Source organism: Clostridium sp. UBA4548, assembly GCF_002387895.1.
Classification (GTDB): Bacteria; Bacillota; Clostridia; order Clostridiales; family Clostridiaceae; genus Clostridium_J.
Genome location: NZ_DGLI01000001.1, coordinates 88,822 through 114,106 on the forward strand (window position 1 = coordinate 88,822; position 25,285 = coordinate 114,106).

A 25,285-nucleotide genomic window follows, 5' to 3' on the forward strand; every position below is an offset into this window, starting at 1 on the left:
GAGGGATATTTATGGTTACCGATATGACAAAGGGAAATCCTACAGAAATTATATTGAAGTTTGCATTTCCCTTTTTAGTTGGAAACTTATTTCAACAACTATATAACATTGTAGATTCCGTTGTAGTTGGAAAGTTCATAGGAAAGGATGCCTTAGCTGCAGTAGGTTCTTCCTTTATGCTCATGAACTTTTTTTCTTTTGTGATCATTGGATTATGTATGGGGGCTTCTACGGTTTATTCTCATTTTTTTGGAGAAAAGGACTATTCAAATCTTAGAAAGTCAATATTCATCTCCTTTTTATCTATAGGACTTTTTACAATTATTCTGTCTGTTTTAATAACACTAAATATAGACAGTATGCTGCTACTTATAAAAACTCCAGTTTCCATACTTAATGATTCAAAGGATTATTTGAGAATTATATTCGGAGGACTTATCTTTGTTTTCCTTTATAATGGCTCCTCAGCTTTACTTAGAGCCATAGGTGATTCAAAGACTCCATTATATTTTCTCATCATAGCTACTATTGTAAATATTATCTTAGATTTAGTCTTTGTAAATATTTTTCATTTAGGTATATCAGGCGTTGCTCTAGCTACAATAATTGCACAAGGTATTTCTTCAATACTATGCCTAATTTATGCCATTGTAAAAATACCTATTATTCGTATAACTCCTAAAGACTTAATTTTTGATAAGGCTATAGCTCTCATGATTGGTAAGTATAGCTTACTAACTTCTATACAGCAATCTATAATGACCTTTGGAATGGTGTGTGTACAAGGAATTGTAAATACCTTTGGGGCTGATACTATTGCAGCCTTTACTATAGCTGGAAAAATAGATTCTATTGCATACTTACCTGTTCAGGACTTTGGAAATGCTTTTTCTACTTATATTGCTCAAAACAAAGGTGCGAAAAATATCTCTAGAATACATGAAGGCGTAAGATCTGCCGTTGGCACAATTGTAATATTTTGTTTGATATTTTCTACTCTAATTCTTGTAAACTCAAAAAAACTAATGAAGATATTTGTAAATGCTAATGAAGTAAATGTAATAAACCTTGGTGTAGAATACTTATCTATAATTGCTATATTTTATATACTTATTGGTTTTCTATTTATGTTCTATGGGTTTTTTAGAGGAATTGGAGCTTTAAATACCTCTGTAATTCTTACTATAATCTCTTTAGGAACCAGGGTAATTTTAGCCTATACTCTCTCAAGTATTCCACAGTTAGGTCAGCGTGGCATATGGTGGGCTGTGCCCCTTGGTTGGTTCTTTGCTGATATAGTAGGTTTTATAATCTATAAAAGAAACAAACATGAACTCTTATAAACTAACCTTTATCTAATTTGGTGAAAAACCTTATAGCTATAAAACCAAATTTAAGACTTAACTTTACATGTAACCTACCTTGATGTTCTAAAGTCTTTTCAAAATCCATAAATCAAATATTCACTAATGAAACTAAAAAGGATTACTCCAAAATTATAAATTCTGGGTAGTCCTTCTATGCAGTTACTTATTTATTTTTAACCTATTGTACTGTTCCACCAGCTTGTCTGATACTGTTTACTATACCAGTTAAATCAAGGTTACCATTGTTACCAAGTAGTGGTATTCTTATTATTAAACATATTCCACCAGGTGATGTTAATTCTAATAAATTTAATAAATTTATTGTAGTTCCAGCTGGAATATTTATTCTTAATATAGTCCCTGGTAATTGAGGACAGTTATTGTGTGGATAGTTGCTATTATTGTTTGTATAGTCTTCAAACATTATAATCACCTCACATTTGCTCTGTACTATGTACTATTCAAATAAGTGGACAAGGGTTACAGGTTAGTTATAGTAATATTTAACATTATGTGAGGAAGGATTTTGATATTATTACTTAACCTTAAATTCTCTGATGGTCTCATTTAAAGTAATTTAAAACTACAAAGGTAGAGCTATAAATAATAGACTTTAAAGTGTAAAACAGGTCATGAATAGTTTTTATCCATGACCTGCTTGGTGAAATTATAATTGAACTAAGTTACAAATTAACTTAGTCACAAACTTGCCTTGGCTCTTTAAGGCTTTTGAACATAAGTAAAATAAGTTGTCGCCTAAGTAGCCTATAACTACTGGTTTACAGCCTCAACTGTTACCCCTGCTTTTTTTAGGCTATCAACAATGCCCCCTAAGTTGATGCTTCCTGCCAGTAGTGGAATTCTTACATTTAGGCATATTCCACTTGGGGACGTTAACTCTAATAAATTACCAACATTAATTGTAGCTCCTGCTGGAATATTAATTTCAATTACAGTTCCAGGTAATTTAGTGCAAGTTTGTTGTGGCATGTACTCTTCAAACATTAATATCACCTCATAAGTTACTCACATTATATACTATTAAACTCTTAATAAAAGGTTACAGTTGAATCTGTTGCTACTAAAATCTTATCCTTACTCATTCTAACAGCTCCATTGTATTTATTTCTCAATAAATATATATGGTTTGATGTTCTCTATTGTAACTTCAACAATTGGTGACTCTTTTAATACCTTACCATAGTTCTTAGCTAAGTATTTATCAGACAACTTTTGAAATTTAAGGGAGTATATATCTCATTTTCAAGATTTCATGAAATCTTTATAAAGAGATAGCTTTAAAGCTTTTTTTATTGAAATCTTTATAACCATACATCGTAATTTTTTTATTGAAGTTTTATAAAAAGATAAGCGGATATAGTTTTCATGCCGATTTCAGAGATTTCATGCAAAATCAACCTACCATTTTTCACTGAAAGCTGTGTTATTCTTTAATATTTTTCATGTGAATAAGTGATAAACTAAAAAAGAGTTCGACTTTAACTCTGAACTCTTTTGGAGATTCCATAAGACATTTTTATTAACAAACTTTGTAGATAAATCCTACAAGTGGACTCCTTAAGTTGAAAAATTCCATCTGCTATATTCCTTACACTCATAGTGCCTTTTATATTACGAACTACTTTCCACCTAAGGGGATGGGAGAATTACATCCCCTTGCTTAAAATCTTCTAGCTTTTTTGTAAGAACCAACTTGTCTACTATTAAGGCCAAGATAATTCCTATAAAAACATATAATATTCTTTCAATAGCAGTTGTAAGGGTACCATTTATTAATGAAGTTGATGCTACTACTGACATTGTGATACATAAAACTTTATCTCTATAATTAGTGGTATAGCCATCTAGATATCCTCCAACTAAAACCATTAACCCTCTTACAGTATTATTCTTGATAAACATAAATAGTACTAATATAATTAGCACACCAGCTAATGTTCCTTGTAACCTCTGTTTTGATTTCATAATACAATTTTCAGAGTATAATTCTGTTAATGAAAATATTGTATATACTATCCATCTTCCTTGGTGGATATTTAAAAGAGCTACTACAAAGGCTGTTATTGCTGTTGTAAATCCAACTCTAATGGCATAGGCAGCTCTTACAGTATGTATTTTATATGTCCTTCCAAATACCCTTAAATGCCTATAGGCTTTCTCATTATCATCAACTTCAAGGATTTTACTTTCTTCAACTTTTACAGCGCTATTTTTTCTATAAATAATAAATTGTAGAGCCATAATATGGATTGCACCTATGCCTAATCCTAATAATCTTTTACTAAAATCCAAATCACTAACTGGATTATAAAGCATAAACAAATATTGTAATGCAAAAGGTATTATCATAACTTTGTTCAAATTATAACTTAATAAATATCCTATTGCGGACAATGTAACAAAATTTAATAGTAAGCCTAACCAAAGATTATAATTTGCTATATGTGCAAATACCCCTAAAACTAAGTTTGCTAAAATTAGCCTCACTAAATTTTTAACTGGTTTGTCTGTTAAATCTTCTTGCATAAATACCAATGCAGCTATCATTACAGTAATACCAACTTGGCTATTTCTTATACCGAATATGTTTTCAAAAATTTTCACAAATACTAAAACTGAAATAAATATAGTTGTCTTTGATGTAAATTTTTTCATCCTGAATTTCCACCTTTCCATAAACAACGAAAAATATTATCACAAAGATAATTTAATTACAAGTTTATTTTTAAAATGTGATTGTAATATTTAATCAATGATAAGGTAGAAGCCGTAATTATCAAACTCTTTTAAAAAAATTGATAATTTTTGTCGCATTTTGTTGAATGGTTTAATATAATATATTTATACTTCGTTAATAAATAATCATATTACCAGTTGAGCTTTATTTTAAAACTTATATTCGTAATTTGAATTTATATATGTTGTTACTTGGCTGGAAGTTTTGCACGAATTTTTTTCAAAATGTACTTATATAATTTAATTAATCATAAGGTGGGGATATTGTGAAATACAGTTATAAGTTAACTCTCACTATAATAGCAATTGCTTGCTTAATAATAGGCTGCTATTTTTCTTATTCACACAAGAAAATAAGTAGCATATATAGTCTTCAAACAGAAAATGCAATCATTGATTTGAAAAAGAACTTTATTAAAGATACTGTTAATAATATAATAATTGAAATAGAAAGTGCACGAAATATCTCAATAGATCAATGCAAAAAGACTGCAGATGAAAAGCTATTTACCTTTGCTTCTAAAAATGATTTATCTGAGGCTGAGTTTACAAACTTTTTAGTTAGTGACTTTAAAAGTTATACAGCACGAAATTACTGGACAGTTTTTCTATGGAACAATAAAACTCATGAGGTACTTTATAAAACTGATGATTTAGAAGTAAAAAGTATTACTGACACATTAGAAATACTAGAATCTGAATTACTTGTTAACAAAACCATAACTCATGGCAACTTAGAGGTAGTTTTTGGAGTGAGTAAAAGATATATAGATGAAGCTGTAAAAGAATTTATTACTAATAAAATTAGGAATTCTAAGTTTAGTGATAACTCCTATATTTGGGTTAATGAAATCTTAAATTACCAAGGTGGTGCTAATTTTGCAATAAGGCGGGTTCACCCTAACCTTCCTGATACTGAAGGTATGTATCTTTCAACAGATATGAAAGATATAAAAGGTAACTTGCCTTACCTTAAAGAACTTGAAGGCGTAAATGAAAATGGAGAGTTATATTACAATTACTATTTTAAAGAGCTAGATAGCAATAAAGTATCTGAAAAGTTAGCTTATTCAAAGTTATACAAGGGCTTCAACTGGGTTATTTCCATGGGAGTATACTTAGATGATATCAAGGAATATACTTACATAACAAATGAAAAAAGCAAAGCTATGTTATCTAACTTATCATTAATGATGATTCTAACCCTACTGTCACTTTTACTTATCTCTTTTTCATTACTTATTTCAACAGAAAGATTCAACTACAAACACACAAAAAAACAACTTGAATCCGAAATTAATCAAGATGTTCTCACTAAAGCTTATAGCCGTAAATTTGGTACAAATGAACTGATAAAGTCCTTTAAGAGTTTTAAAATTAATAATACAAATCCTGGCATAATGATATTGGATATAGACAAATTTAAAACAATAAATGACACTTATGGTCACCATACAGGTGATATTGTATTGAAGGAAGTAGTTCATGCAATTAACCATATAACTAGAGATTCAGATAAGTTGATTCGCTGGGGTGGAGACGAATTTATCGGCATCTTTCATGGTTTGCGTGAAGAAAATGCTCTTATCTTAAGTGAAAAAATATTGCTTGAAGTGAGTAATGTTAAAATACCTATTGGTGATGATATTATATCTCCGTCCGTTTCCATAGGATTTTCTTACTTTAAAAAAAGTGATAAGGAATATACTGAAGTTTTAAAACGAGCAGATGATGCACTCTACGATTCAAAAGTTCAAGGCAGGAATAAATCTAATATAATTCTTTAAACAATGAACAAGTTCATTATTTAATATAAATTACTATAACTATGTTTTGGGTAGTAACAATGAAAAACACTAATAGGATATTTTGCAAACTATAATTGAGGCAGATATTTTTTCTTTTTTCTTTAAAAACTTCTCAGGAAGAAGCTTCTGCTCTTATGGATACCATCATAGCAAAGGATGTGATCTTAACTAAAAGTGGTTCTTTAGTTTCAAAGTGTGGAGCACAGCTCACTCAAAGACAAACTACTAAACTTGCTGTGTAGTAGCACCCAATTTCATAAGTAAAAATAAAGAGGCTATTTCCAAAGGGAGTTTCATAACCACTTGGAAATAGCCTCTGATAATTAACTATTTATTTGGCTTTTTAACCAATATTATTTCTTTCTTTTCACCATTAAAATCAGTTAGTAGCACTTTAACGTTTCCATCATAATCAAAGGATGTAATTTCAAAACTTTTTACTTTTAATAGATGGTCATTATCCCCAACCGTAAGATATCCTTTTAATGTAGAGTTATGAATATTCCCCCTATCATCAAATATTGTAGCTTCATCTATTTTATTAATAATTTTCTTTCTATTTTCACCTTTAAAATCAGAATTAAACTCAAAGGTTACATACATACAAGTAGGCAATAGCTCGGCTTTAATTATTTTTATTGTTTCTCCATTGGTTCCTTCAGGTACATAGGTAATTTCCTTACCGGCTTTAAGTTTTTCTTCTAATGTAATACTTGTTTGCCACTTACCTTCAATTAGATTGTACAATCTTAACTTCCTCTGTTTATAGTTATATATTTCATATTCTTCTAGCTTACTTTCAGCCTTTGAAAAGGCGCTCTCCTCAAGATTATTGTCTAGAGAGGTTAATAATCTTACTGCTTTAACATCCAAGTTCACACTATCTATACCTGAAATTGGCTCCATAGAGTATAAAACTAAATTATATTTAATTTCACCTGATTCCTTATTTATTATCCTATTACTATCAAATCCAGCTTTTAATATCTTCACTGTCATTTGTTCTTCTTCACTTAACTCCTCAGTAATACTTTTTAAAAGATATCTACCATTATTATCTTTTAAATTCATATCAAGTTCTATTTCCTGTAAATTATTTAATAGGGTCTTATCATCAAATTTTATATTTAGGGAAAGTGCTAATTTTGAGCTATCATAAGTTACATTTGTTACACCAATTTCAATACCTTGATCCTTTACTGTATTTGTGCTACCAAGCTCTTGAACTAATCCATTGTCTATGGCTTTCTGCACTCCTTGATCTTTAAAAAATAAGTTTTTAACTGCTGCTATGGTCTTATTTCCAATTGCTGCAAAGGTGTCTTGTACAGCAAAGGTTGAACCTACTATGCAAAGTGCAGCTACTACTGAAATGATTTTTCTCCTTTTTACAGCCCTATTTTTCTTTGCTATATTTCTTATATCTGCAAAGGCATTTTCCTTTTTATCTAGAATACTTTTAGGTATTTTTATATCCTCATTAAACATCCTATCCAGCTGATTATCAAAACTAATACTCACTCTAACACCCTCCCTTACTAAAACCATGATTTTCTGGCTTGACATAATGGACCTTTAATTGTTGTCTTGCTCTGCTTAACCTTGATTTAATGGTACCTTCTTTTTCATTAAGAATTTCACTAATTTCCCTTGTATTAAACCCATTTACATAATAAAGTACAATAACTAGCTTATATTCTGGGCTCAAAACACTTAAAACCTCTTCAAAATCCAACTTACCTTCAACAATATCATCAGTACTTAAATCCGTATTACTATCAATAGCCACTTGAAAATCCTCTACATAAATAACCTTGTTGCTAGACATTACATTGTTACAGTTATTAATTAGAATTTTAATTAGCCAAGTTTTAAAAAAGCAGATATTTCTTAGTTTTTTAATATTTTTAAAACAAGCAAGAATTGTCTCTTGTATAACATCTCCAATATCAGCTTCATTTTTAAGTCTTGCTTTAGCTACTTTATACATCTGTGGCATGTATTGATTTATAACTTCAATAAAGGCCTCCTCGTCTCCCTTTTGTGCTTTTTTGATTAATAAATCCATATATTATCCTCCAAAAACTCATATACGTATATGCTTTGTACAATAATTAGACCATATAAAAACTAAAATAGTTGCATAAACTTTAATGGAATATTTCTGCTTATAATTTTGGCTAGGTTTTAATAAAATGTTGAAAAGTACAAAAAAATATTAGGTTGAATGGAAGTTCACCCTAACATTGTATTTACTATAAATTTACTGATAAGTATTGATTTATCTTTGGGCTGGATTTTCTGTGTAAATTTTTTTAACTTGCCCAGTAGATGTAAGGATAAACTTTGAATAGATGTTACAAAATCAACTTAATAATATCAGCGATTATGATGAATAAACCTAAAGTTATACATAATATTCCCACAGTCTTACTTCCCTTGCTGATACCTTCTGAACTTGTTTGTTTTGCAATCTTAATTTGATTTAAACCATTAAATAATTGAGTAAACCCCATAAATAACATGACTATATCAATACTTGCATAATTTGCAAAGAAGAGCACTACTGAAATAATTGTTAATATGGCAAATATAATACCTATTATAGCGTATATTTTCCTATTGGCCTCCAAAATTAACACCCCCTACTTTATTATTCTTATACCCTTCATATTCCCTATAGTTCAATTTTACCATAAATTAACTTTAATTACAGAGAAATTCTTTTTTTATAATACCTATTTATAACTAACAACGGACTGATATGAATGTTTTTCTATACACTAATAAATTTCCCCATAACCTCACCATGAAAAGCTTCATGGTGAACACCCACTTAGTAAATAAATACTTAAGCGTTATTGACAAAGTTAATCTAATTAACTAAAATATAATTAATCAGATTAACTATATTAAGGTGGTAAAATTATGGACAAATCAAATTTAAAGTTCCAAGGTGCTGAAGCTATCTCCATGTTTTGTAGATTAAATATTAATGCAAAAAGAAATCTTCCTGTTAGACCAGGTGAGATGGGGTTATTAATACTAATTGTGAAAAATGAAAATCAAATTACTCCAGTTATGGCAGCGGATTTTTTTAAAGTTAGTAAGCCAATGATAGCTACCATGGTAAAATCACTTTTAAAACAAGGTTATATAAAAAAAATACCATCTAAAGAGGATAGAAGAAGTTTTATAATATCTCCAGAGGAAAAAGCCGTTGAATTAGTTAATAGTACCTACGAAGAATATATTAGATTAATAGAACTACTTCTAAAAGGTATGGGTGAAAAGAAATACATAAAGTTTATTAATTTAATGGAAGAAGCCAATGAAATATTAATGGAAGGAAAAAAATAATTATGGGGAAAATTATGGTTACAGGAGCCCTTGGAAATGTTGGAGGATATATTGCAAAATATCTTATTGCGCTTGATGAAGATATTGTAGTGGCAGATATCAATAAAGAAGCTTTAGAAAATAAATTTGGCTCTAAAGTTAAGAGTGTTTACTTTGATTTCACTGACCCTTCAACCTTCAATGAGGCATTAGAAGATATAGATAGAGTTTTTATTATGCGCCCGCCTCATCTTGGAAAACCTCAAGATCTAAAACCTTTTATAGAAGCGTTAAAAAGAAAAGGTAGTATTGAACTTGTAAGTTTTTTATCATTGATTGGTGTGGAGAATAACCCTGTGCCCCCACATCATAAAATTGAAAAGTATATTGAGGAGGTAGGTCTCCCCTATTGCCATATTCGACCAAGTTTTTTTATGCAGAATATTAGTGGAATACATGCTTTTGAAGTTAAATATTTTAATAGGATTGTTGTTCCTGTAGGAAGTGCTTTAACTAGCTTTATTGATGCAGAAGATATTGGAGAAATTACTGCAAAAATACTTTCTAATCCTAAAAGTCATAAAAATAAAGCATACTCAATTACAGGAGCTGAAGCTATTGATTATTATGAAGTTGAGAAAATAATGACAGAAGAGCTAGGGAGAAAAATTACCTACTCTAATCCTAAGCCAAGCTTTGCATTAAAATACTGGACTAAAGTTAGAGGTCTTGATGAAGAATATTCAAAGGTAATGAATATGTTGTATATGATGACAAGATTGGGCACAGCTAAAAAGGTTACTAGTGTTTTTGAAGAGGTAATGGGGAAAAAACCTCAAACATTTAGGCAGTTTGTTAGGAAAAATATTTCAGCTTGGGAAGATTAATATTTCATACTATATAATTGTTTTTAGAGGAATTAAAGAAAAACTATCTAATATTGAAAAGTTACTTAATAAATAGATTGCTATTTTAATTATTTACATATTAATTTTTAAGGGAAGTCATTTGACTTCCCTAATTTTACTTTATAAAAATATTATAATTAATTTATTTCACTGTTGACCAGATTTGAAAACTTGACGCTAATTCCTGTACCTCATTAATAAACCTACTGGTATGATATCCATCACAAACTGCATGGTGAACCTGAATGGATATAGGAATAAATGTCTTATTATTTTGTTCAAAATATTTACCAAGGGTAAATATAGGAGTTAAATAGGTTCCATCATCCTTTATATTAAGATTAAAGCCAGTAAAACTCACCCAAGGTATGCAAGATATAGGGAATGTATTGGCTGATTCATTGAGCTTCGGTTCAAAACTCATAATGTGCCCATAGGTTTTAATATCCTCAAGATATTTATTATAAAAACCTGAAAAACTTTCTTCATACTCTGTCCATATACTTGAAAATGTTTTATTATCCTCATGAAAGATAGTGTAATTTGGACTCATACTATCCCAGTATCCTAAATTATTATTTTCATCAAAACAGATGCGGAATTCCTCATGGTTATTTACCACAGTTGCAATGATATAAATAAGTGTTGGGTACAGTTTAAGTTTTTTTAGTCTAATGTGATTCAGTAAATTTGTTATTTCTATATTTGCTGTCATGCTATAAGTGCATTTAACAGAATTGAAATAGTGTTCAAAATATGGTTTTCTATCCCAATGTTCAGTATCTATTAAATTAAATTTCATAATTTTAGCCTCCTAAAAATTTCGTTGATTTATTTTAGCAGGCTATCTTAATTGAGATAATCACTTTACGACCTCCAAACTTATATATTTGGTTTGTATTATAGCATATCTACTATATTGTATCAATTGCCAACCTTCACCTAAAATATAATCTATAAAAAAAGCCAACCTGAGAGTATGTAAAAACTATATAATTATATATTGAATATGCTAAACTTTTCTTATGAGTTAAAGAACAATTCTATTTTATGGTAACTAAATGACTTTTATATAAAGGGGGAATTCCTTATGTCTATGGGGAAGTTAATTATTTTTATAATATTAATGCTTTATATAGGATGGATTAACACATCAATTAGAGAAATTAAAGAAAAACCTTCTAATATTGAGAAGTTGCTTAATAAATAAGATTACTATTTTAATTAATAGTAATCTTATTTATTTTTTTATATTAATAGATATCAAATAAAAACCATTTTCATCTTTTAAAATGAACAATCAAAAAAGCAGACGCTTCAAGCTATTGAAATGTCTGCTTTTTATATAAATTTATTTATAATCTAAAAAATTCTTTAACATCTTTATGTTCTTTTGATGATATCATGTTAACTAACTTCTGTAACATCATCTTCCTTAGTAATTGGTGTCTCTTTTTTTAAAAGGTTACAAATTGTAACTTTACCTACATTTGCAACTCTACTCTTTAGTGATTTGAATTGTAAAAGTGCATCTGGTTCTTTATGGATGAAATCATTCATTTTTTTGCTTTTTTCTCCATAATATATAGGAGTTCATTAGAGTAAATAAAATCATTATAATATATGGAATAGCAACTAAAAATGAAGCACTTGCAGAAGCACTGAAACTTTTATATTTTATATTGTTGCAATACTCAATGGCTACACGCGCACTCATTAGATTAGATAATATAATTGCTAGTATAGTAGAAAATATTGATAATTTTTTATATATATTCATAATAAACCTCCATTTTCTAATAATAGATTAGTTTCATATAAATCTACTGACGCTTTGTTAATCTTATTACTTTCAACTCCATTAAATCTGTGTTTAAATTAAACTTATTATTAACTTCATCAGATAAATCATTATCCATAATAAACTTTTTATTTTTATGGTTCATTTCATTCAAAAAATGATTTTACTTTGAAAACTTGATCCTCTCAGACACACTTTCTTTTTATCTAAACTTTCATTTAATCCTCAATTATATTTAATCTTTGATAGCGTTCATTTTACATCTTTTGACCGCTTATTTTAAAAAATTATTTACAATTCAGGTAGGACAACGGTTTACCTAGTTCTTTATGAATTTTTGGACAATTACCTTATTCTGAGTTACCGATGCCTTTACCTTTTTATTATATACTTTGGTTCACTATAATACCATCAACCCTTTTAATAAATTGTGAAGTGTTCATAGCTTTTTTGTAAACTATACGATCCTGTACATTGTACATTGGAATAAAATTTAGTCCAGTATTCATAATCATCAGATCCACATCTCCAAGTTTCCCATCTACATCCTAAATACTGGGTTGTAGGATTTGCTGCCATAACAACGTCTTTAACGCCAGCAGCTATAGATAGCAACGATGCCGCCATTCCTAAAAAGGATTAATGCCACCGATTAAGGTACATAAAGCAGTAAGCGAAACAGCGCTTACAGCCTTCCCTAAATTAATATTCTGTGTTCCTGAACCCACATAAGTATTATAATCACTAGATGTTAAACTACCATATGGATAAAGAGACTTCACACTTTTATAAATTATTCCCATTGGATTAGCAACTAAATTCGTATCCGTTTTCTCTACTTGAGATACTTGAACTTTAAAACCATCAAGTGTAATACTACCGTCCTTCGCAAAAGAAAGTTCATTTCTTAGTTTGTCAGAAGTAACAATAATGGTCGTATTTTCAGTATCACTGTTTTTTATAATTACTTTTTCATCAGCATTCTTATATTTTAATATATACTCGTTACCATTTTCCGTCACATTAACTCTTCCAATTTTTGATGTATCCACATGAAATTTATTTAACACATCAATTTCTGACTTAACTTTAGAATTCTCTTCTCGAGTGAGCACCTTATTTGTTGAAATAGAAGGGTTCATAGCATAAGCTAAGCTAGCGGCATTTGCTAATCTAGTAGGAAGCAACGCTCCTGTTAAAGTAATACTTAGAACAATAGACAAAGAACTTATCATTTTCTTCATTTTCATGGTTAACCCTCCTTTTTCTTTTTATTTTTTAACAAGATGTAGATGCTAGATAAACTTTCTAAGGTAAAAATAACTCCTAAAGAATAAAATTTACTCTTCATATAGATTAGGGGGGGTTAGCAACAAAGCGCAGAAATTATACTCAAAGGATTAAGTTTAATCAAACCCATGATTTGTTATTATCCTCTCACACTGTAACTAGCTTATATGGTAAATAAAAGCATATGGACTCACTCTCTTTTACTTTGAATTATTTAAACTCTAAGTTTGCTTATGAAATAGTTTGAAACTGTATCCAATAATACATTTATTTTTTTATAGGAATAATAAATTCATTACTATAGGTTTATGGTATTAATCAGAATATTCTAAAACCTAGAGTATATTTTTTCACTAAAAGTGCTTGCCCCCACTTTAATCAATAGATTTTTAAATTAATTCCTGTTATATGATTAATTGTAAAATACATGTATTTTATAAATAAAATACCATATTTTGTCATATAAAGCAACAATATTATTTATATATTTAGTAACACTTTGGTTTTAGAATAACCTTCCTTCAAAAGAGCATTCTTTTTTAGACTTCTCTTTTAGTGTGAGTTTCTTGTTTTTTTCTTCTCTTATACTAGAAGTTGCATTAATTTTAACATCAACTTTTAGTATTATTTCAAATAGACACAGCATCAACAAATGAAATCGATCACTTACTTGAAAGGCATTAGGTTGTGCATAAGCTATTGCATTGCTATAAGTAATAGGCCTATCTCGTGAAACAACTTTTAAACCTGGGAAGTTTCTAACCATTCTTTAACATCTTTATATTCTCTTAATGTGATCATGTCAACTACTTTGTAAATTGTATTTTATACATTAAAACCTTTTCTTAGAAAACACCTAAGTATTCTAGTGCTCCCTTTTTTTTATTTAATGCTATAAAAATTCCATAATGTTTTTTATAAATTATTTTGTAATTTGATTTCAATCACATTCAAGTTCTAAAATTCTTTGTACAATTAATACATAGTCAAGTTCAAAATTTAGTTCAATAGCCTTACTGGCTGAGGCTTTATAAATTACAAAATAGAATTTTTTAGATAAATATTATGGTTGTGAGGAGGTATTATTATGAATGAAAAACGTATTGAAAAACTAACTCAAGTACTTAAAAAGTTAAATACTGAAGGAGTTACTGAGGAGAGTAGAAAAGAAGCTCTTGATATTGTTGCTAATATAGATCCTATAGAGTTATCCATTGCAGAGCAAAGATTAATTGAAGAAGGAATGCATCCAGAGGATTTAAGACATTTGTGTGATATTCACATGGAGGTTTTAAGTGATGAGCTAGTGAAGCTTAGAAAGAAAATTCAACCTGGTCATATGCTAGATACCCTAATTGTGGAGCATGAGAAGATAAAGGAATTTTTAACTGAAGTGGAGGCTTTAAACTTTTTAATTCAAAAATTAAATAGCTATGAGGAAGGACCAGAGTTATTTAAGGAAATGGCTGTCCTTGCAAACAATATTTTAGAGGCAGAAAAGCATCATCAAAGAGAGGAAGATGTGCTATTCCCTGAACTTGAAAAAAGAAATATTACTGGCCCAACTAGAATAATGAGAATGGAACATGAAGATCTTAGAGCAAGAAAAAAGGTTCTTAGAGAAACCTCTGAATTAGCTCCTTCACTAGATTTTGCTCTATGTAAATCACTAATTGATGAAACCTCAAAGTACCTTGTGTTCCAGTTAAGAGATCACATTTATAAAGAAAATTATATTTTATATCCTACAGCTGTAGATGCAATAAACGAAAAAGAAATCTGGAAGGAAATGAAGGAAAAGTGTGCTGTTATTGGCTACTGCCCCTTCACTCCAGAAATGTAAGCATTAAGCTAAGGATTTAAATGTTAATATCTAGGAAGCCAAAATTAATCCAAACTTATTCATCCTTCTATCTTGGTTTCCTTAAGGCTTTTAGAAATAAACAAATTAAAGTTTTACTAAGAAAGCCTATAATAAGTTATAAAAAACACTGCCTAGAGCTGCCTTCAGTCCTAGGACAAAAATATAAGGAGATGTTAACTATGTCACAATTTGCTGCACAAGTAGATGCAAGAAAATATGAACCAAAAGATAAACATTCTGTTATTTTTCAAACCTTTTTCGACTTAAAAAAAGGTGAATTTATGGAACTTATAAATGATCATGACCCAAGACCACTACACTATCAATTTTTAGCTGAACTAGATGGTCAGTTCAGTTGGGAATACCTAGAGCAAGGACCTGAGGTTTGGAGAGTTTCTATAGGTAAAATGTAATAAATTAAAGCTAAAGCTTCAACTTAAATATTATAGCGTCCTTTACAAAGGATACGCTTTATATGTTGTAGCTTTAGCTTTTTCATATTTTCAATTCTTCCCTCTCCCCTTCTAAGTTATCCTTCCAAAATGTGAATAAATTTTTAACTTAATCTTTTTTAGGCTAAGCTCTCAAATCCAAGGCCCTTCCCCCAAACAGAAGTAACAGGAAGTACATTTACAAAGGCGTTAGGATCTTCATTTGCTATAAACATTTTAATTAGCATTGATTCTCTAGGTGAGCATATAGTTACAATTTTTAATCTTACTAAATTCATATAACCACCCTTTATTTCATAAGTGCTAATACCTCTTTTTATATCCCTTAGTATATAATTTGAAATGGCCTCATGATTTTCACTTATAATTTCAAGTTTTACCTTCTTAGAGCTGAAACCATAAAGCACAACATCTGCTACTTTCATAAATATGAGTTGAGATATAATAGCATATAGAGCAATTTCCTTATCATATATTAATGCAGAGGATATAATTATAACGCCATCTATACATAATAATATTTCACTTAAACTTATAAAAGGAAATACCTTATTATGAAGTATCTTTGCTACAGTATCACTTCCACCTTGTGAAAATCCTCTTTTTAATATAAGAGCAGTTCCTATGCCACATGTAATTCCAAAGTATATTGAAGCTAAAATCCTATCATTTTCTATGAAGGCAAAATTCATTTTTTCAAATGCTATTAAAATCATTGGAAAGGTAATAGATAGGGTTGCAATCTTCACAGCTTCACCTTTGCCTAGTGTGAAATATGCTGTTATTAATACAAGTATAGATAAGGAATAATAAATGTAGGAATAGCTAATCTTAATGATTTCCTCCATAATAATGGATATACCTGTAATTCCACCAGAAATTAGCCCATTAGGCTTTAGTATTGAGGTAATTGAGAAAGCCACTAATATACAACCTATTGCAACAAAAATAAAGTCTAATACTTTGTTCTTTAAATCTAAATTCTTCATCATTACACCTTTCTTCTTTAAAATAATCACATTAACTATTATAGCTTACCAATGTATATTCTAAAAAAAATCTAGGTTAAATGTAGGTAAAAAGTGTGATGATTAAAATCCAATAAAACTTATAATAAAAAAAGTCTGTATAAACCTTAAGATTACTATAATAAAATAGCTATCTTAAAGTCCCTACAAACTTTTATGTTTAAAAGAAAAGTCTCATTATGAGTGGCGCTTTAGCTCTACTACACTCAATAATGCTACAACAATATTATTCTAACCCTGCTATTTTGTTCCTTAAATAATTGTATAGTGGAAGTCAAGTTTGAACTGTCAACTGAAGTTTGATAAATAATAATATCTGGATAATACTCTTCATATTTACTAATGGCTTCTATGGAATTTTTAGCCACATAAACTAAGTTGATTTTTTCCTTAAACACTATACTAATTATTGAATTATAAACTATATCTAAATCTCCAATTAACATCACTCTATCCAAAGCATTCACCCGTATTTAATTGTAGCCTAAAACAAGTTTTTCCACAACACCACTGACCACAAAATCCTAGTCGCTTAAGGACATAATTTATTATGAACCTTATACGGAACTTAATTTTTCAATTGCTTGGTTTTCGTTTGGTAAAAAGAATATATGCCTTCCTTTATTGCTTTCATAAATAAAGTCCCTTAAACTCTTACTTGTATATGCTGAAAAATCTCCTACAATAGCTAGTTTCACATTGTAATTAACAAACTTTTGAAGTATATCTCCCGCAAGCTTGGTACTTAAGTTAAAAAAGTCCTCGCATACTGCTGACTTATTTAAAATTACGCGATTGCAGCCAGTATCATAAGTTGCTGTCATAATAAAATCCAAAGCTGATTGAACATCTGTTATCACTTTCTCATTACTATTTATAACTGCAATCTCAACATTTTTTTCTTTAACTATATTTATCTTCATAATAATCCTCCATTCTCATAAATAATTTTACTTTATAATATAAAACAAGTATTCCTACTATTATATACTAATTATAGCCATAACTCCAATATGTTCAAACACATATATTTTAAGCTATAGTTTTCATACTGAAAAGTAGTTGATTTTTCCCTTGAAGCTCTAATTACCTACTTAGATTCATCTAACCAGTAAAAAATCCACTGATTAGAAGATTTTTTATATGAATCCATTTCTAATTGTCTTCTAAATAACTTATTTTATGAGACTTTAATATTCTTCTTGAAAGTAGAGTATAGTATATTTTAACTAACTCTCCCTCCTGAAAAAACTGCTCTTCCTCTGTAGTAAATCTTACTTCTATTTTGCGTTTATAGTTTGTTACTATATAAGTATATGTATATCTTGAACTATTTTTTTACTATGAGTATAAAAGCCTATACACTCCCCTTCAAGGGAAGCAGAAAGATTAAATATTAAGTCTAATATAAATAATAAAGGTCTTGCAAAAATCAAGATTAAAAATGTAAGTGATATTAAATTATAATATCTAAAGCCTTTAGTAAAGGAAATAAGTCCAATAACAAAAAACACCAGATACAAAAGACACCAGTTTGAATAAGCTTCAAGTAAATCCTTCCTTGAAATACTCTTATCTAAATGAGTAAAATCTAGTTTAAACCTCCAAAGAAAGTTACGCTTATCTTCATTTTCCTCATAATTACCTACTACTTTTTGCCAAGCAGTTTGCCTATTAGTATTTAACAGCTTGTCCGTTACCCAAGCTACAGTCATTGAAACAGAAAAAAATAACATATTAAATGCAGAAGTACTAGTTAGGGATGACCCTGTTTTTCTAGTAATTACAAGAGCATAAAATAATAATAGTAAATTAATTATAAAAAGCAGGTTTCCTTTTTTTAAAATAGAGCTCTTCTCTACCTCATTTAGGCTATAAGCTTTTAGCTTAAATAACAAAACAATAGTAATGGCTAACGCCAGTAACCTGCAATTAAGAGAAATATTTACTACAAGTGTTATTATCTCGGAACTATGTCCAGTTAAAGAAAAAAAATGTACCACAGCATTAATTAATAAAAAAGTAGTAAACATATAAAAATAATCTGATGCTTCTCTTCTTTCACTTTTATTTCCCAAAATTCGTTCCTCCAAACTCTCTTCTTTTACCATATAAATAGTATAACAGACACAATTCACAGCAGTAAATTCACCAAATAGTGGAATATACTGTTGTAAATAAAAACATTGTTTATTTATGATGTGTTATTTTCCGTTGTAAAAATGGCAAAGTCATGAAGGTATTTAAAAATATTTTTCATATATATTCATCAATATATGATGTAAAATAGTAGTAAATCATCAACTTTTCTTAAATAGTTTAAATAAAAGCTTAGGAGGGTTTATTGTGAGCAATAATTTAACGGTAACAGCAGATATGATAAATGATAAAGTGAAATTTTCTGGGGTGTCACGTGATAATCATGAAATAATTATTGATTCTATAGATGGAGATGGGTATACTCCCCTTGAGGTATTCCTTATGAGTCTGGCAACCTGCAGTGGAATGACCTTGGCTTTATTGCTTAGGAGAATGCACAAGGAAATAGCTGAATTAAAAGTAGTTGCTTCTGGTGAAAGAAGGACAACTCCTCCATCATATTTTAAAAGTATACATTTAGTATTTGAGCTTGCATCAAAGGATTTACAGGCAAGTGAGATTGAAGAGACTATAAAACTAATGGAAGAATCCATGTGTCCTGTTTGGAACATGGTAAAAAACAATGTTGACCTAAGCAGTGAGTATAGAATCACAGGCAGCGAAAAAACAGAAACTATATAAATTTATAAAGATTATCACCTAAATTTAAGCTATATTTTATGACAATGGTAAAGATATAGTGATTTTTAAGGGAAATCATTTGATTTTCTTTAATCAGCATTTTAAGAAAATAGATCTAAATATATGTTCTTACATATGTTTTATGGTGTAATAAGGTTCAATTGCTATTAATTAGTGACCGAACTAAATAAGAAGTTTTAGATTGGGGATGAAAATATGCTACCTAAAAGGTTAGCCAGAACTGTTATTTATGAAAATCCATGGGTGAATTTATACGTTGATAAGGTTATGTTTCCTGATGGAAGATTAATTGAAAAACATCATTATTTACACTTTGAAAGTGAATCAGTTGGAGTCGTAATAGAAAATGCTAATGATGAAATTCTATTAATTCAGTCCTATAGATATACTACTAATTCAATAGAATGGGAGATACCAGCAGGAGGAATTGAAAAAGGAGAAACACCAGAAGAAGCTGCTAAAAGAGAAGTTCTAGAAGAAACAGGCTATAAGGTAACAGAGCCTAAGCTAATATATACATATAACCCTTCGAATGGGATGTCTGATGCTGTAGTTAACTTAGTAAGGTGTAAAGCCATAAGCTTCATTGAGGAATTTGATAAAAATGAAGTTAAAGAGCGTAAATGGGTAAAAATTAGTGAAATTAAAAAGATGATAAGGGAAAATAAAATAAACTGTGGGTTAACCTTAACAGGGATACTAATTACACTTTCAGGTATTATGGAGGATGAAAATGGGGTTTAAAGATTTTATGAATAATCAGTGGCCAGATCAATGTATGGGCTGTTCCGTTGGTAATGGGGATATGTTACCTCCAGGGGGAATAATATATGATACTAAAAACTTTGTTCTTCACCAAGATCCAGATGTTCCCCTTAGTGGATTTTTAATTGTTGCAGCTAAAAAACATATAAGATCTATTGAGGAGCTAACCTTAGAGGAATCTACAGAATTTTTTCAGCTAGTTTACAAAGCAAGGGTTGCAATGAAGAAGGTATGTGATATTAATGAGATTACCATTATTCAGGAAGAGCGATCAGGTCACTTGCATTTATGGCTATTACCTAGGTATCAATGGATGAATGAGAAGTTTGGCAACTCTTTAAGTAACATAAGGGAAATAATGAGCTACACTAAGGAAAATCTTAAAACAGAAAGTAATTTAGAAGAAGTTCTATTAGTAACAGAAAAACTAAAGGTGGCTTTTAGTAATAATCTTCTTTGAAAATTAAATAATACTGTAGTAGCAGTAGGAATTAGGTCAATGTTATAAATTTTAAATTAATGTTATTTGGAGAAATATAATTATGGAAATTAAAAAGGTAAGTGCTGATAATCTTGAACAAGTAAGGGAGTTACATGTCTATTGTACAGTCCGTCAGTGAACTGATAGTTTACCCTCAAAAGATGAACTATCCATTGCCCAATTTCTATAAAAAATAAACCTATAATTTTTTCTATTGAAAAATTATAATCTCAATAATTTGACAACAATTAATATAGATGTTATGTTGAATTAGTTCATATAATTAATTTAAAGGAGGAATATCTTATGAAGAAAAGATCACTTTATAGTCTTGCATTAGGCATAGGGTATTCTACTGCTGTTTTTTTCTAAAATTTACTGAACACGGGATAAGTGTTCCATTTTTTATCATTTAATAATAAAATAATAATTTTAGAGGAGACAATTTATATGAATAATAAAGAAAATATAGTAGTGAGATATAATCCAGAATCTGTTCCTAAAATAGAAAGAAGAATCTATATAGAAAAATTTACATCAGTAGATTTTGATGAATATTATAAATTGGTTAGTGATGAAAATGTGATGTCTATGATTACAGAAAGAGGGATTCCTTTGGATGAAGCAATGAAAAATTATAATTTGCTTTTGAAAAATAATGAATTGCATAAATCCTTTGGTAATTTTAAAGTAATTGAAACCTCAACTAATAATTTTATTGGTTCTGCTTTGCTAAGAGTTAAAGAAGAGAGTTCTACTGAAGCGGAAATTGGATATATGTTATTGCCTACTTACTGGGGTAAGGGAATCGGTGGCGAAATTGCTAGATTGTTAATTGATAAAGCAAAATATGAAACTCAAATTAATAAGATTACTGCAATTATTGATCCTAATAATACTGCTTCTAGAAAAATCTTAATTAACAATGGATTTACTTCAGAAAAGGTATGTGAAATGGATGGATTACCTGGAGAAATATTAAGTAGGACACTTTAGAAATTACTTACCTCACTGAGGAAAGTGTTTGGCTGAAGGGTTAATTATGATTTGAAAACTTAGAACATAAAGTAATTTAGACGGAGTTTTATTAGTAGCAGAAAAACTAAAGATAGCCTTTGGGAGTAAGCCACTAATGGAAATATAATTTCTTATTTAAAGACTACAATTAAAAATGAAATACTTTATTGAAATACTGTATTATTCAGAAGTGAATTTTACAGTATTTTTTATATTTTAGTTCAAAAACTGCCCATAAAAAAATCTTTGAATATTTTTATTAAAGGTTGTAACAAAATGCTATTATGATAGTCTTATATATGAAAGGCGGTGAAATTGTGACGGAATTTGAAGAAATATACTCCAGATATTTTAAGGATGTATATAGATATGTATTGTGTCTTTCAAAAAATGAAAGTATTGCAGAAGAAATAACTCAAGAAACATTTTTCAAAGCGTTAAAAAGCTTTGATAGTTTCAAGGGGGATTGTAAAATTAGTGTTTGGCTTTGTCAAATTGCTAAAAACTCATATTTTTCATATTTAAAGAAAGAAAAAGGTAGTTGTGAAAGTGTTGAGGATTTAGATCAGGTTTTTGATACTGATCTTGAAAAAATATTTATTGGCGATGAAAGTGCATTTGAAATTCATAAATTAATCCATAATTTAGAAGAACCATATAAAGAAGTGTTTACTTTGCGTTTTCTTGGAGATTTATCATTTTTAAAAATAGCTGAATTATTTGGGAAAACAGAGAGCTGGGCAAGAGTCACTTATCATCGTGCAAGAACAAAATTAAAGGAGAGGTTGATATGAAGTTATCATGTGAGGTCATTAAAGATTTATTACCATTGTATTACGATAAAGTTTGCAGTAAAGAAAGCTCTTCCTTGATAGAAGAACATTTAGCTGAATGTCCACAATGCGTGGATGAATTTGAAAAGCTTAAAATAAATTTAGAGAATCCAACTATTTCAGATGTGGAGGTAAAATTAATGAAGAATATTTCAACAAAATGGGAAAAGGATAAGAGGTCATCATTTGCAAAAGGTTCCATGTTGGTGTCAGCATTGGCAGCTATAGTTTGTTTTGTTTCCTTTAATATTATCGGTTCAGAAGTTTTACCAGATGGTACATTAGTTGAACCCTTCGCATTAATACCTATTGGATATATATTTCTTCTCATGTTTATTATTTCATCGATATGGAACTTTGTAATTTCAAAGAAGCACAAGATTCACACTAAGTAAAACAATATATCCTGTATTTATAATTACCATATAGCGTTCTTATGTAATGAATTATATGCAAAACCTATGCTAAATCAAAATTATAGCATAGGTTTTTGGATTTCATATAAACATTACTTTATTACAAGCATCCACTTACTGTTAAATATATCAGAATCCATGAAGACCTACAAAAGCTATTTTATGCCTGTATATTATAAAGGTGATGGCATTATTAAAAAAGATAACCTTCTTGTTCTATGTTGTTTTAAACTTACTTAATTCCTCATTTAAGGTCTCTGATAAGTTTTGAAGTCCCATAACATAGTTATTAAATTCTTCCATGGTAGCGTTTATTTCTTCAGTTGATGCTGATACTTCTTCTGAAGAAGCAGCTGTTTCTTCTGCCACAGAGGAGATATTTTGAATTTGACTTACGACTTCTTCTTTTTCAGTGTTAATATTTAAAACTTTTTCTTTTATGTTTTCAACTTTTTCAATTAACTTGCTTATAGAACCATAAATATCATTGAAGATTACATTTGTGTCTTCCACTGTTTTATCCTGTTCTATAACAATATTTTGAGCTAGTCCCATAGCTTCTACTGCTATGCTTGACTTATTTTGAATTGCTTCAACAATTCTCTTTATTTCTTCTGTAGAGTTCCTTGATTGCTCTGCTAGCTTTCTTATTTCATCAGCAACTATAGCAAAGCCTCTACCAGCTTCTCCTGCTCTTGCAGCCTCAATAGAAGCATTAAGAGATAATAGGTTTGTCTGTTCAGTTATTTGTGTAATAGTTTGTGAAATTTTACTAATCTCTTCAGTACTTTTGCTCATATCTTCAACTATTTCAGCCACAGACTGAGTTGTTTCTTTAGTTTCTTCAGATTTATCCATAAGTAGTTTAACCATTTTTAAACCCTTATTGCTTAAATCTTTAGTATTTAAAGATACTTCATCTATTTCCTTAGTTGAGGTTTCAATGCTACCTATTCCATCCACTAACTTGTCCATTTCATCCGATGCATCCTGTGTACTTGAAGCCTGCTGAACTGCTCCATTAGATATTTCCTCAATTGCTCTTGATACTTCTGACACAGAGGCCGTAGTTTCTTCTGTCATTGCAGATAAATTAGTTGCAGTATCTACAACTGTTTGTGAGGATTTTTCAACATTCCTTAAGATTTGTGATATGTTTTCTATCATAACATTAAAGTTTTTTGCTAAAACCCCAATTTCATCCTTTGACTTAACTTGAACGAGTTCTGTTAAATCTCCTTTGGAAGCTTTAGTCATAACATCTTTTATCTTATTTAAGTTTACAGTTATTGATTTGGTTATTAAAATTGATATCCCCACTGCTATAACAGCAGTAATAATTAGTACTGTTATAAGAGTTACTAAGATAGACTTTGTATCCTTATTTAACTCATGTTCATCCATAGTTCCAAGCACAGTCCATCCTGTAACAGGACTATTTGTATATACAGCAAACTTAACTTCTCCACCATCTTCATAGGTACTAAAACCTTCTTTTTTTTCCGATATGGTCTTCCAAATTGGAAGCTTAGAAAAGGCATCAGTACCAATTAATTTTTCGTCGTGATGAGTTAGAATTAACCCGTTTTTATCAAGAAGCACCGCATAGCCTTCATCTCCAACCTTTATTTCTGCTGTGCTTTTTGCCAGTGTAGTGAAATTTATATCCATAGCAACTACACCAATTATTTGACCATCCTTTTCTACTGCTTTTGAGATGGATACTGTAGTTTTACCAGTGGTTGCATCTGTATAAGGGTCGCTAAACACAACTTCCCCCTTATTCTCAGCAGCCTCTTTATACCAAGGCCTTGAAGTTGGATCATAGTCAGATCCCATATCATCAGCGGGATATAAATAAAAATTTTTCCCAACTGTCCCCATATATACTGATTCTATATTTGGATTTGTCTCTTGCATACCTTTAATACTATCCATAAGATATGGCGAAAATTCAGGATTACTATGTATATTAATAAAATTATAGTTATTTGCAAGCATGCTCACATTATTACCCATGGATATCAGTTCTTTATCAATTCCCCTATTTGCTTCTTTTAATAATTGCGCACTTGAACTCTCTAATTTTTCAACTATTATTGACTTGGAATTAAAGTAAGCTACTGCTCCAAGAATAATAAGCGGAATAATACAAATGCTTAATAAACTTACTAGTAACTTAGTTTTGATACTTTTAAAATTAAATCCTACCTTTATTTTGCTCATATAAAATTATACCTCCCCTTTGATTTATTATTTAATAATTTTTAATTAAATTCAAAATTATTAAAAATCACTTATTAATTATACCTTTATTTATATCTTCGTTACTATTTTCTTTAACTTTATACTATATC

The 25,285-nt window shown here is 29.5% G+C and carries 31 protein-coding genes; 13 read left to right on the plus strand and 18 right to left on the minus strand.

What is annotated here, in order from left to right; all coding sequences use genetic code 11:
* Positions 1–11 precede the first annotated feature (11 nt).
* The gene (locus tag B3040_RS00485; RefSeq protein WP_291569306.1) at positions 12–1,343 is read left to right on the plus strand and encodes an MATE family efflux transporter; all 1,332 of its coding nucleotides are present in this window, start codon (positions 12–14) and stop codon (positions 1,341–1,343) included.
* A gap of 202 nt (positions 1,344–1,545) precedes the next feature.
* Here B3040_RS00485 and B3040_RS00490 read toward each other — a convergent pair whose 3' ends face one another.
* The 3 genes from B3040_RS00490 to B3040_RS00500 all read right to left on the minus strand — a co-directional run bounded on the left by B3040_RS00490 (position 1,546) and on the right by B3040_RS00500 (position 4,043).
* Positions 1,546–1,791: a hypothetical protein gene (locus B3040_RS00490; protein ID WP_291569307.1), complete on the minus strand. Its 246-nt coding sequence runs from the start codon at positions 1,789–1,791 to the stop codon at positions 1,546–1,548.
* 347 nt (positions 1,792–2,138) lie between these two features.
* The gene (locus B3040_RS00495; protein ID WP_017414347.1) at positions 2,139–2,372 is read right to left on the minus strand and encodes a hypothetical protein; all 234 of its coding nucleotides are present in this window, start codon (positions 2,370–2,372) and stop codon (positions 2,139–2,141) included.
* Positions 2,373–3,017: 645 nt separating this feature from the next.
* Positions 3,018–4,043, minus strand: coding sequence for an FUSC family protein (locus tag B3040_RS00500; RefSeq protein ID WP_291569308.1), 1,026 nt, complete (start codon positions 4,041–4,043; stop codon positions 3,018–3,020).
* A gap of 347 nt (positions 4,044–4,390) precedes the next feature.
* Here B3040_RS00500 and B3040_RS00505 point away from each other — a divergent pair, with 347 nt between their 5' ends.
* Both B3040_RS00505 and B3040_RS00510 read left to right on the plus strand, forming a co-directional pair.
* A complete protein-coding gene (locus B3040_RS00505; protein WP_291569309.1) occupies positions 4,391–5,911 on the plus strand; it encodes a diguanylate cyclase in 1,521 nt (506 codons plus the stop codon).
* A 95-nt stretch (positions 5,912–6,006) separates the two neighbouring features.
* Entirely contained in the window at positions 6,007–6,174 is a 168-nt protein-coding gene (locus tag B3040_RS00510) for a DUF2922 domain-containing protein (protein ID WP_291569310.1), read from the plus strand.
* An 85-nt stretch (positions 6,175–6,259) separates the two neighbouring features.
* Here the strand turns inward: B3040_RS00510 and B3040_RS00515 are convergent, their stop codons facing one another.
* The 3 genes from B3040_RS00515 to B3040_RS00525 form a co-directional block, all read right to left on the minus strand.
* On the minus strand, positions 6,260–7,453 hold the full coding sequence (locus B3040_RS00515) for a DUF4179 domain-containing protein (protein ID WP_291569311.1): 1,194 nt from the start codon (positions 7,451–7,453) through the stop codon (positions 6,260–6,262).
* Position 7,454: 1 nt separating this feature from the next.
* Positions 7,455–8,000, minus strand: a complete 546-nt coding sequence (locus B3040_RS00520) for an RNA polymerase sigma factor (protein ID WP_291569312.1) — start codon at positions 7,998–8,000, stop codon at positions 7,455–7,457.
* Between the two features lie 289 nt (positions 8,001–8,289).
* Positions 8,290–8,565: a hypothetical protein gene (locus B3040_RS00525; RefSeq protein WP_291569313.1), complete on the minus strand. Its 276-nt coding sequence runs from the start codon at positions 8,563–8,565 to the stop codon at positions 8,290–8,292.
* Between the two features lie 295 nt (positions 8,566–8,860).
* Between B3040_RS00525 and B3040_RS00530 the strand changes: the two genes are divergently transcribed.
* Positions 8,861–9,292, plus strand: a complete 432-nt coding sequence (locus B3040_RS00530) for a MarR family transcriptional regulator (RefSeq protein WP_291569314.1) — start codon at positions 8,861–8,863, stop codon at positions 9,290–9,292.
* 2 nt (positions 9,293–9,294) lie between these two features.
* The gene (locus tag B3040_RS00535; protein WP_291569315.1) at positions 9,295–10,158 is read left to right on the plus strand and encodes an NmrA family NAD(P)-binding protein; all 864 of its coding nucleotides are present in this window, start codon (positions 9,295–9,297) and stop codon (positions 10,156–10,158) included.
* A 163-nt stretch (positions 10,159–10,321) separates the two neighbouring features.
* On the opposite strand, the gene catA is transcribed toward B3040_RS00535, so the two are convergent.
* The 7 genes from catA to B3040_RS00570 all read right to left on the minus strand — a co-directional run bounded on the left by catA (position 10,322) and on the right by B3040_RS00570 (position 14,036).
* The gene (gene catA, locus B3040_RS00540; protein ID WP_291569316.1) at positions 10,322–10,981 is read right to left on the minus strand and encodes a type A chloramphenicol O-acetyltransferase; all 660 of its coding nucleotides are present in this window, start codon (positions 10,979–10,981) and stop codon (positions 10,322–10,324) included.
* 605 nt (positions 10,982–11,586) lie between these two features.
* A complete protein-coding gene (locus tag B3040_RS00545; RefSeq protein ID WP_291569317.1) occupies positions 11,587–11,739 on the minus strand; it encodes a hypothetical protein in 153 nt (50 codons plus the stop codon).
* Positions 11,732–11,959 (minus strand): hypothetical protein, encoded by a 228-nt coding sequence (locus B3040_RS00550; protein WP_291569318.1) that lies wholly within the window; start codon positions 11,957–11,959, stop codon positions 11,732–11,734. Before B3040_RS00550 ends, B3040_RS00545 begins: the two co-directional genes overlap by 8 nt.
* Positions 11,960–12,002: 43 nt before the next feature.
* Entirely contained in the window at positions 12,003–12,125 is a 123-nt protein-coding gene (locus B3040_RS00555) for a hypothetical protein (RefSeq protein ID WP_291569319.1), read from the minus strand.
* 275 nt (positions 12,126–12,400) lie between these two features.
* A complete protein-coding gene (locus B3040_RS00560; RefSeq protein WP_291569320.1) occupies positions 12,401–12,607 on the minus strand; it encodes a hypothetical protein in 207 nt (68 codons plus the stop codon).
* A 2-nt stretch (positions 12,608–12,609) separates the two neighbouring features.
* Entirely contained in the window at positions 12,610–13,230 is a 621-nt protein-coding gene (locus B3040_RS00565; RefSeq protein WP_291569321.1) for a hypothetical protein, read from the minus strand.
* 545 nt (positions 13,231–13,775) lie between these two features.
* Complete coding sequence (locus tag B3040_RS00570; protein ID WP_291569322.1) at positions 13,776–14,036, minus strand: hypothetical protein; 261 nt, start codon at positions 14,034–14,036, stop codon at positions 13,776–13,778.
* A 321-nt stretch (positions 14,037–14,357) separates the two neighbouring features.
* On the opposite strand from B3040_RS00570, the gene B3040_RS00575 reads away from it, so the two are divergent.
* Positions 14,358–15,113: a DUF438 domain-containing protein gene (locus B3040_RS00575; protein WP_291569323.1), complete on the plus strand. Its 756-nt coding sequence runs from the start codon at positions 14,358–14,360 to the stop codon at positions 15,111–15,113.
* 200 nt (positions 15,114–15,313) lie between these two features.
* Positions 15,314–15,547, plus strand: coding sequence for a DUF2249 domain-containing protein (locus B3040_RS00580; protein WP_291569324.1), 234 nt, complete (start codon positions 15,314–15,316; stop codon positions 15,545–15,547).
* Between the two features lie 158 nt (positions 15,548–15,705).
* On the opposite strand, the gene B3040_RS00585 is transcribed toward B3040_RS00580, so the two are convergent.
* The 4 genes from B3040_RS00585 to B3040_RS00600 form a co-directional block, all read right to left on the minus strand.
* Positions 15,706–16,578: a YitT family protein gene (locus B3040_RS00585; RefSeq protein ID WP_291569325.1), complete on the minus strand. Its 873-nt coding sequence runs from the start codon at positions 16,576–16,578 to the stop codon at positions 15,706–15,708.
* A gap of 251 nt (positions 16,579–16,829) precedes the next feature.
* Positions 16,830–17,072 (minus strand): hypothetical protein, encoded by a 243-nt coding sequence (locus tag B3040_RS00590; RefSeq protein ID WP_291569326.1) that lies wholly within the window; start codon positions 17,070–17,072, stop codon positions 16,830–16,832.
* 99 nt (positions 17,073–17,171) lie between these two features.
* Positions 17,172–17,537 carry a DUF4180 domain-containing protein gene (locus B3040_RS00595; RefSeq protein WP_291569327.1) on the minus strand — a complete coding sequence of 122 codons (366 nt, stop codon included), beginning with the start codon at positions 17,535–17,537 and terminating at the stop codon, positions 17,172–17,174.
* 381 nt (positions 17,538–17,918) lie between these two features.
* Positions 17,919–18,692, minus strand: a complete 774-nt coding sequence (locus B3040_RS00600) for a hypothetical protein (protein ID WP_291569328.1) — start codon at positions 18,690–18,692, stop codon at positions 17,919–17,921.
* Positions 18,693–18,960: 268 nt separating this feature from the next.
* Here B3040_RS00600 and B3040_RS00605 point away from each other — a divergent pair, with 268 nt between their 5' ends.
* From B3040_RS00605 to B3040_RS00630, 6 genes are all read left to right on the plus strand, one after another.
* On the plus strand, positions 18,961–19,395 hold the full coding sequence (locus B3040_RS00605; protein WP_291569329.1) for an OsmC family protein: 435 nt from the start codon (positions 18,961–18,963) through the stop codon (positions 19,393–19,395).
* 216 nt (positions 19,396–19,611) lie between these two features.
* On the plus strand, positions 19,612–20,160 hold the full coding sequence (locus B3040_RS00610) for an NUDIX hydrolase (RefSeq protein WP_291569330.1): 549 nt from the start codon (positions 19,612–19,614) through the stop codon (positions 20,158–20,160).
* Positions 20,150–20,641 (plus strand): HIT family protein, encoded by a 492-nt coding sequence (locus B3040_RS00615; protein WP_291569331.1) that lies wholly within the window; start codon positions 20,150–20,152, stop codon positions 20,639–20,641. Before B3040_RS00610 ends, B3040_RS00615 begins: the two co-directional genes overlap by 11 nt.
* 471 nt (positions 20,642–21,112) lie before the next feature.
* Positions 21,113–21,658 (plus strand): GNAT family N-acetyltransferase, encoded by a 546-nt coding sequence (locus B3040_RS00620; protein ID WP_291569332.1) that lies wholly within the window; start codon positions 21,113–21,115, stop codon positions 21,656–21,658.
* Positions 21,659–21,996: 338 nt separating this feature from the next.
* Positions 21,997–22,473, plus strand: coding sequence for an RNA polymerase sigma factor (locus B3040_RS00625; protein WP_291569430.1), 477 nt, complete (start codon positions 21,997–21,999; stop codon positions 22,471–22,473).
* The gene (locus B3040_RS00630) at positions 22,470–22,907 is read left to right on the plus strand and encodes a DUF3955 domain-containing protein (protein ID WP_291569333.1); all 438 of its coding nucleotides are present in this window, start codon (positions 22,470–22,472) and stop codon (positions 22,905–22,907) included. The genes B3040_RS00625 and B3040_RS00630 overlap by 4 nt, the downstream gene beginning before the upstream one ends.
* A gap of 237 nt (positions 22,908–23,144) precedes the next feature.
* Here the strand turns inward: B3040_RS00630 and B3040_RS00635 are convergent, their stop codons facing one another.
* Complete coding sequence (locus B3040_RS00635; RefSeq protein ID WP_291569334.1) at positions 23,145–25,154, minus strand: methyl-accepting chemotaxis protein; 2,010 nt, start codon at positions 25,152–25,154, stop codon at positions 23,145–23,147.
* Positions 25,155–25,285: the final 131 nt, after the last annotated feature.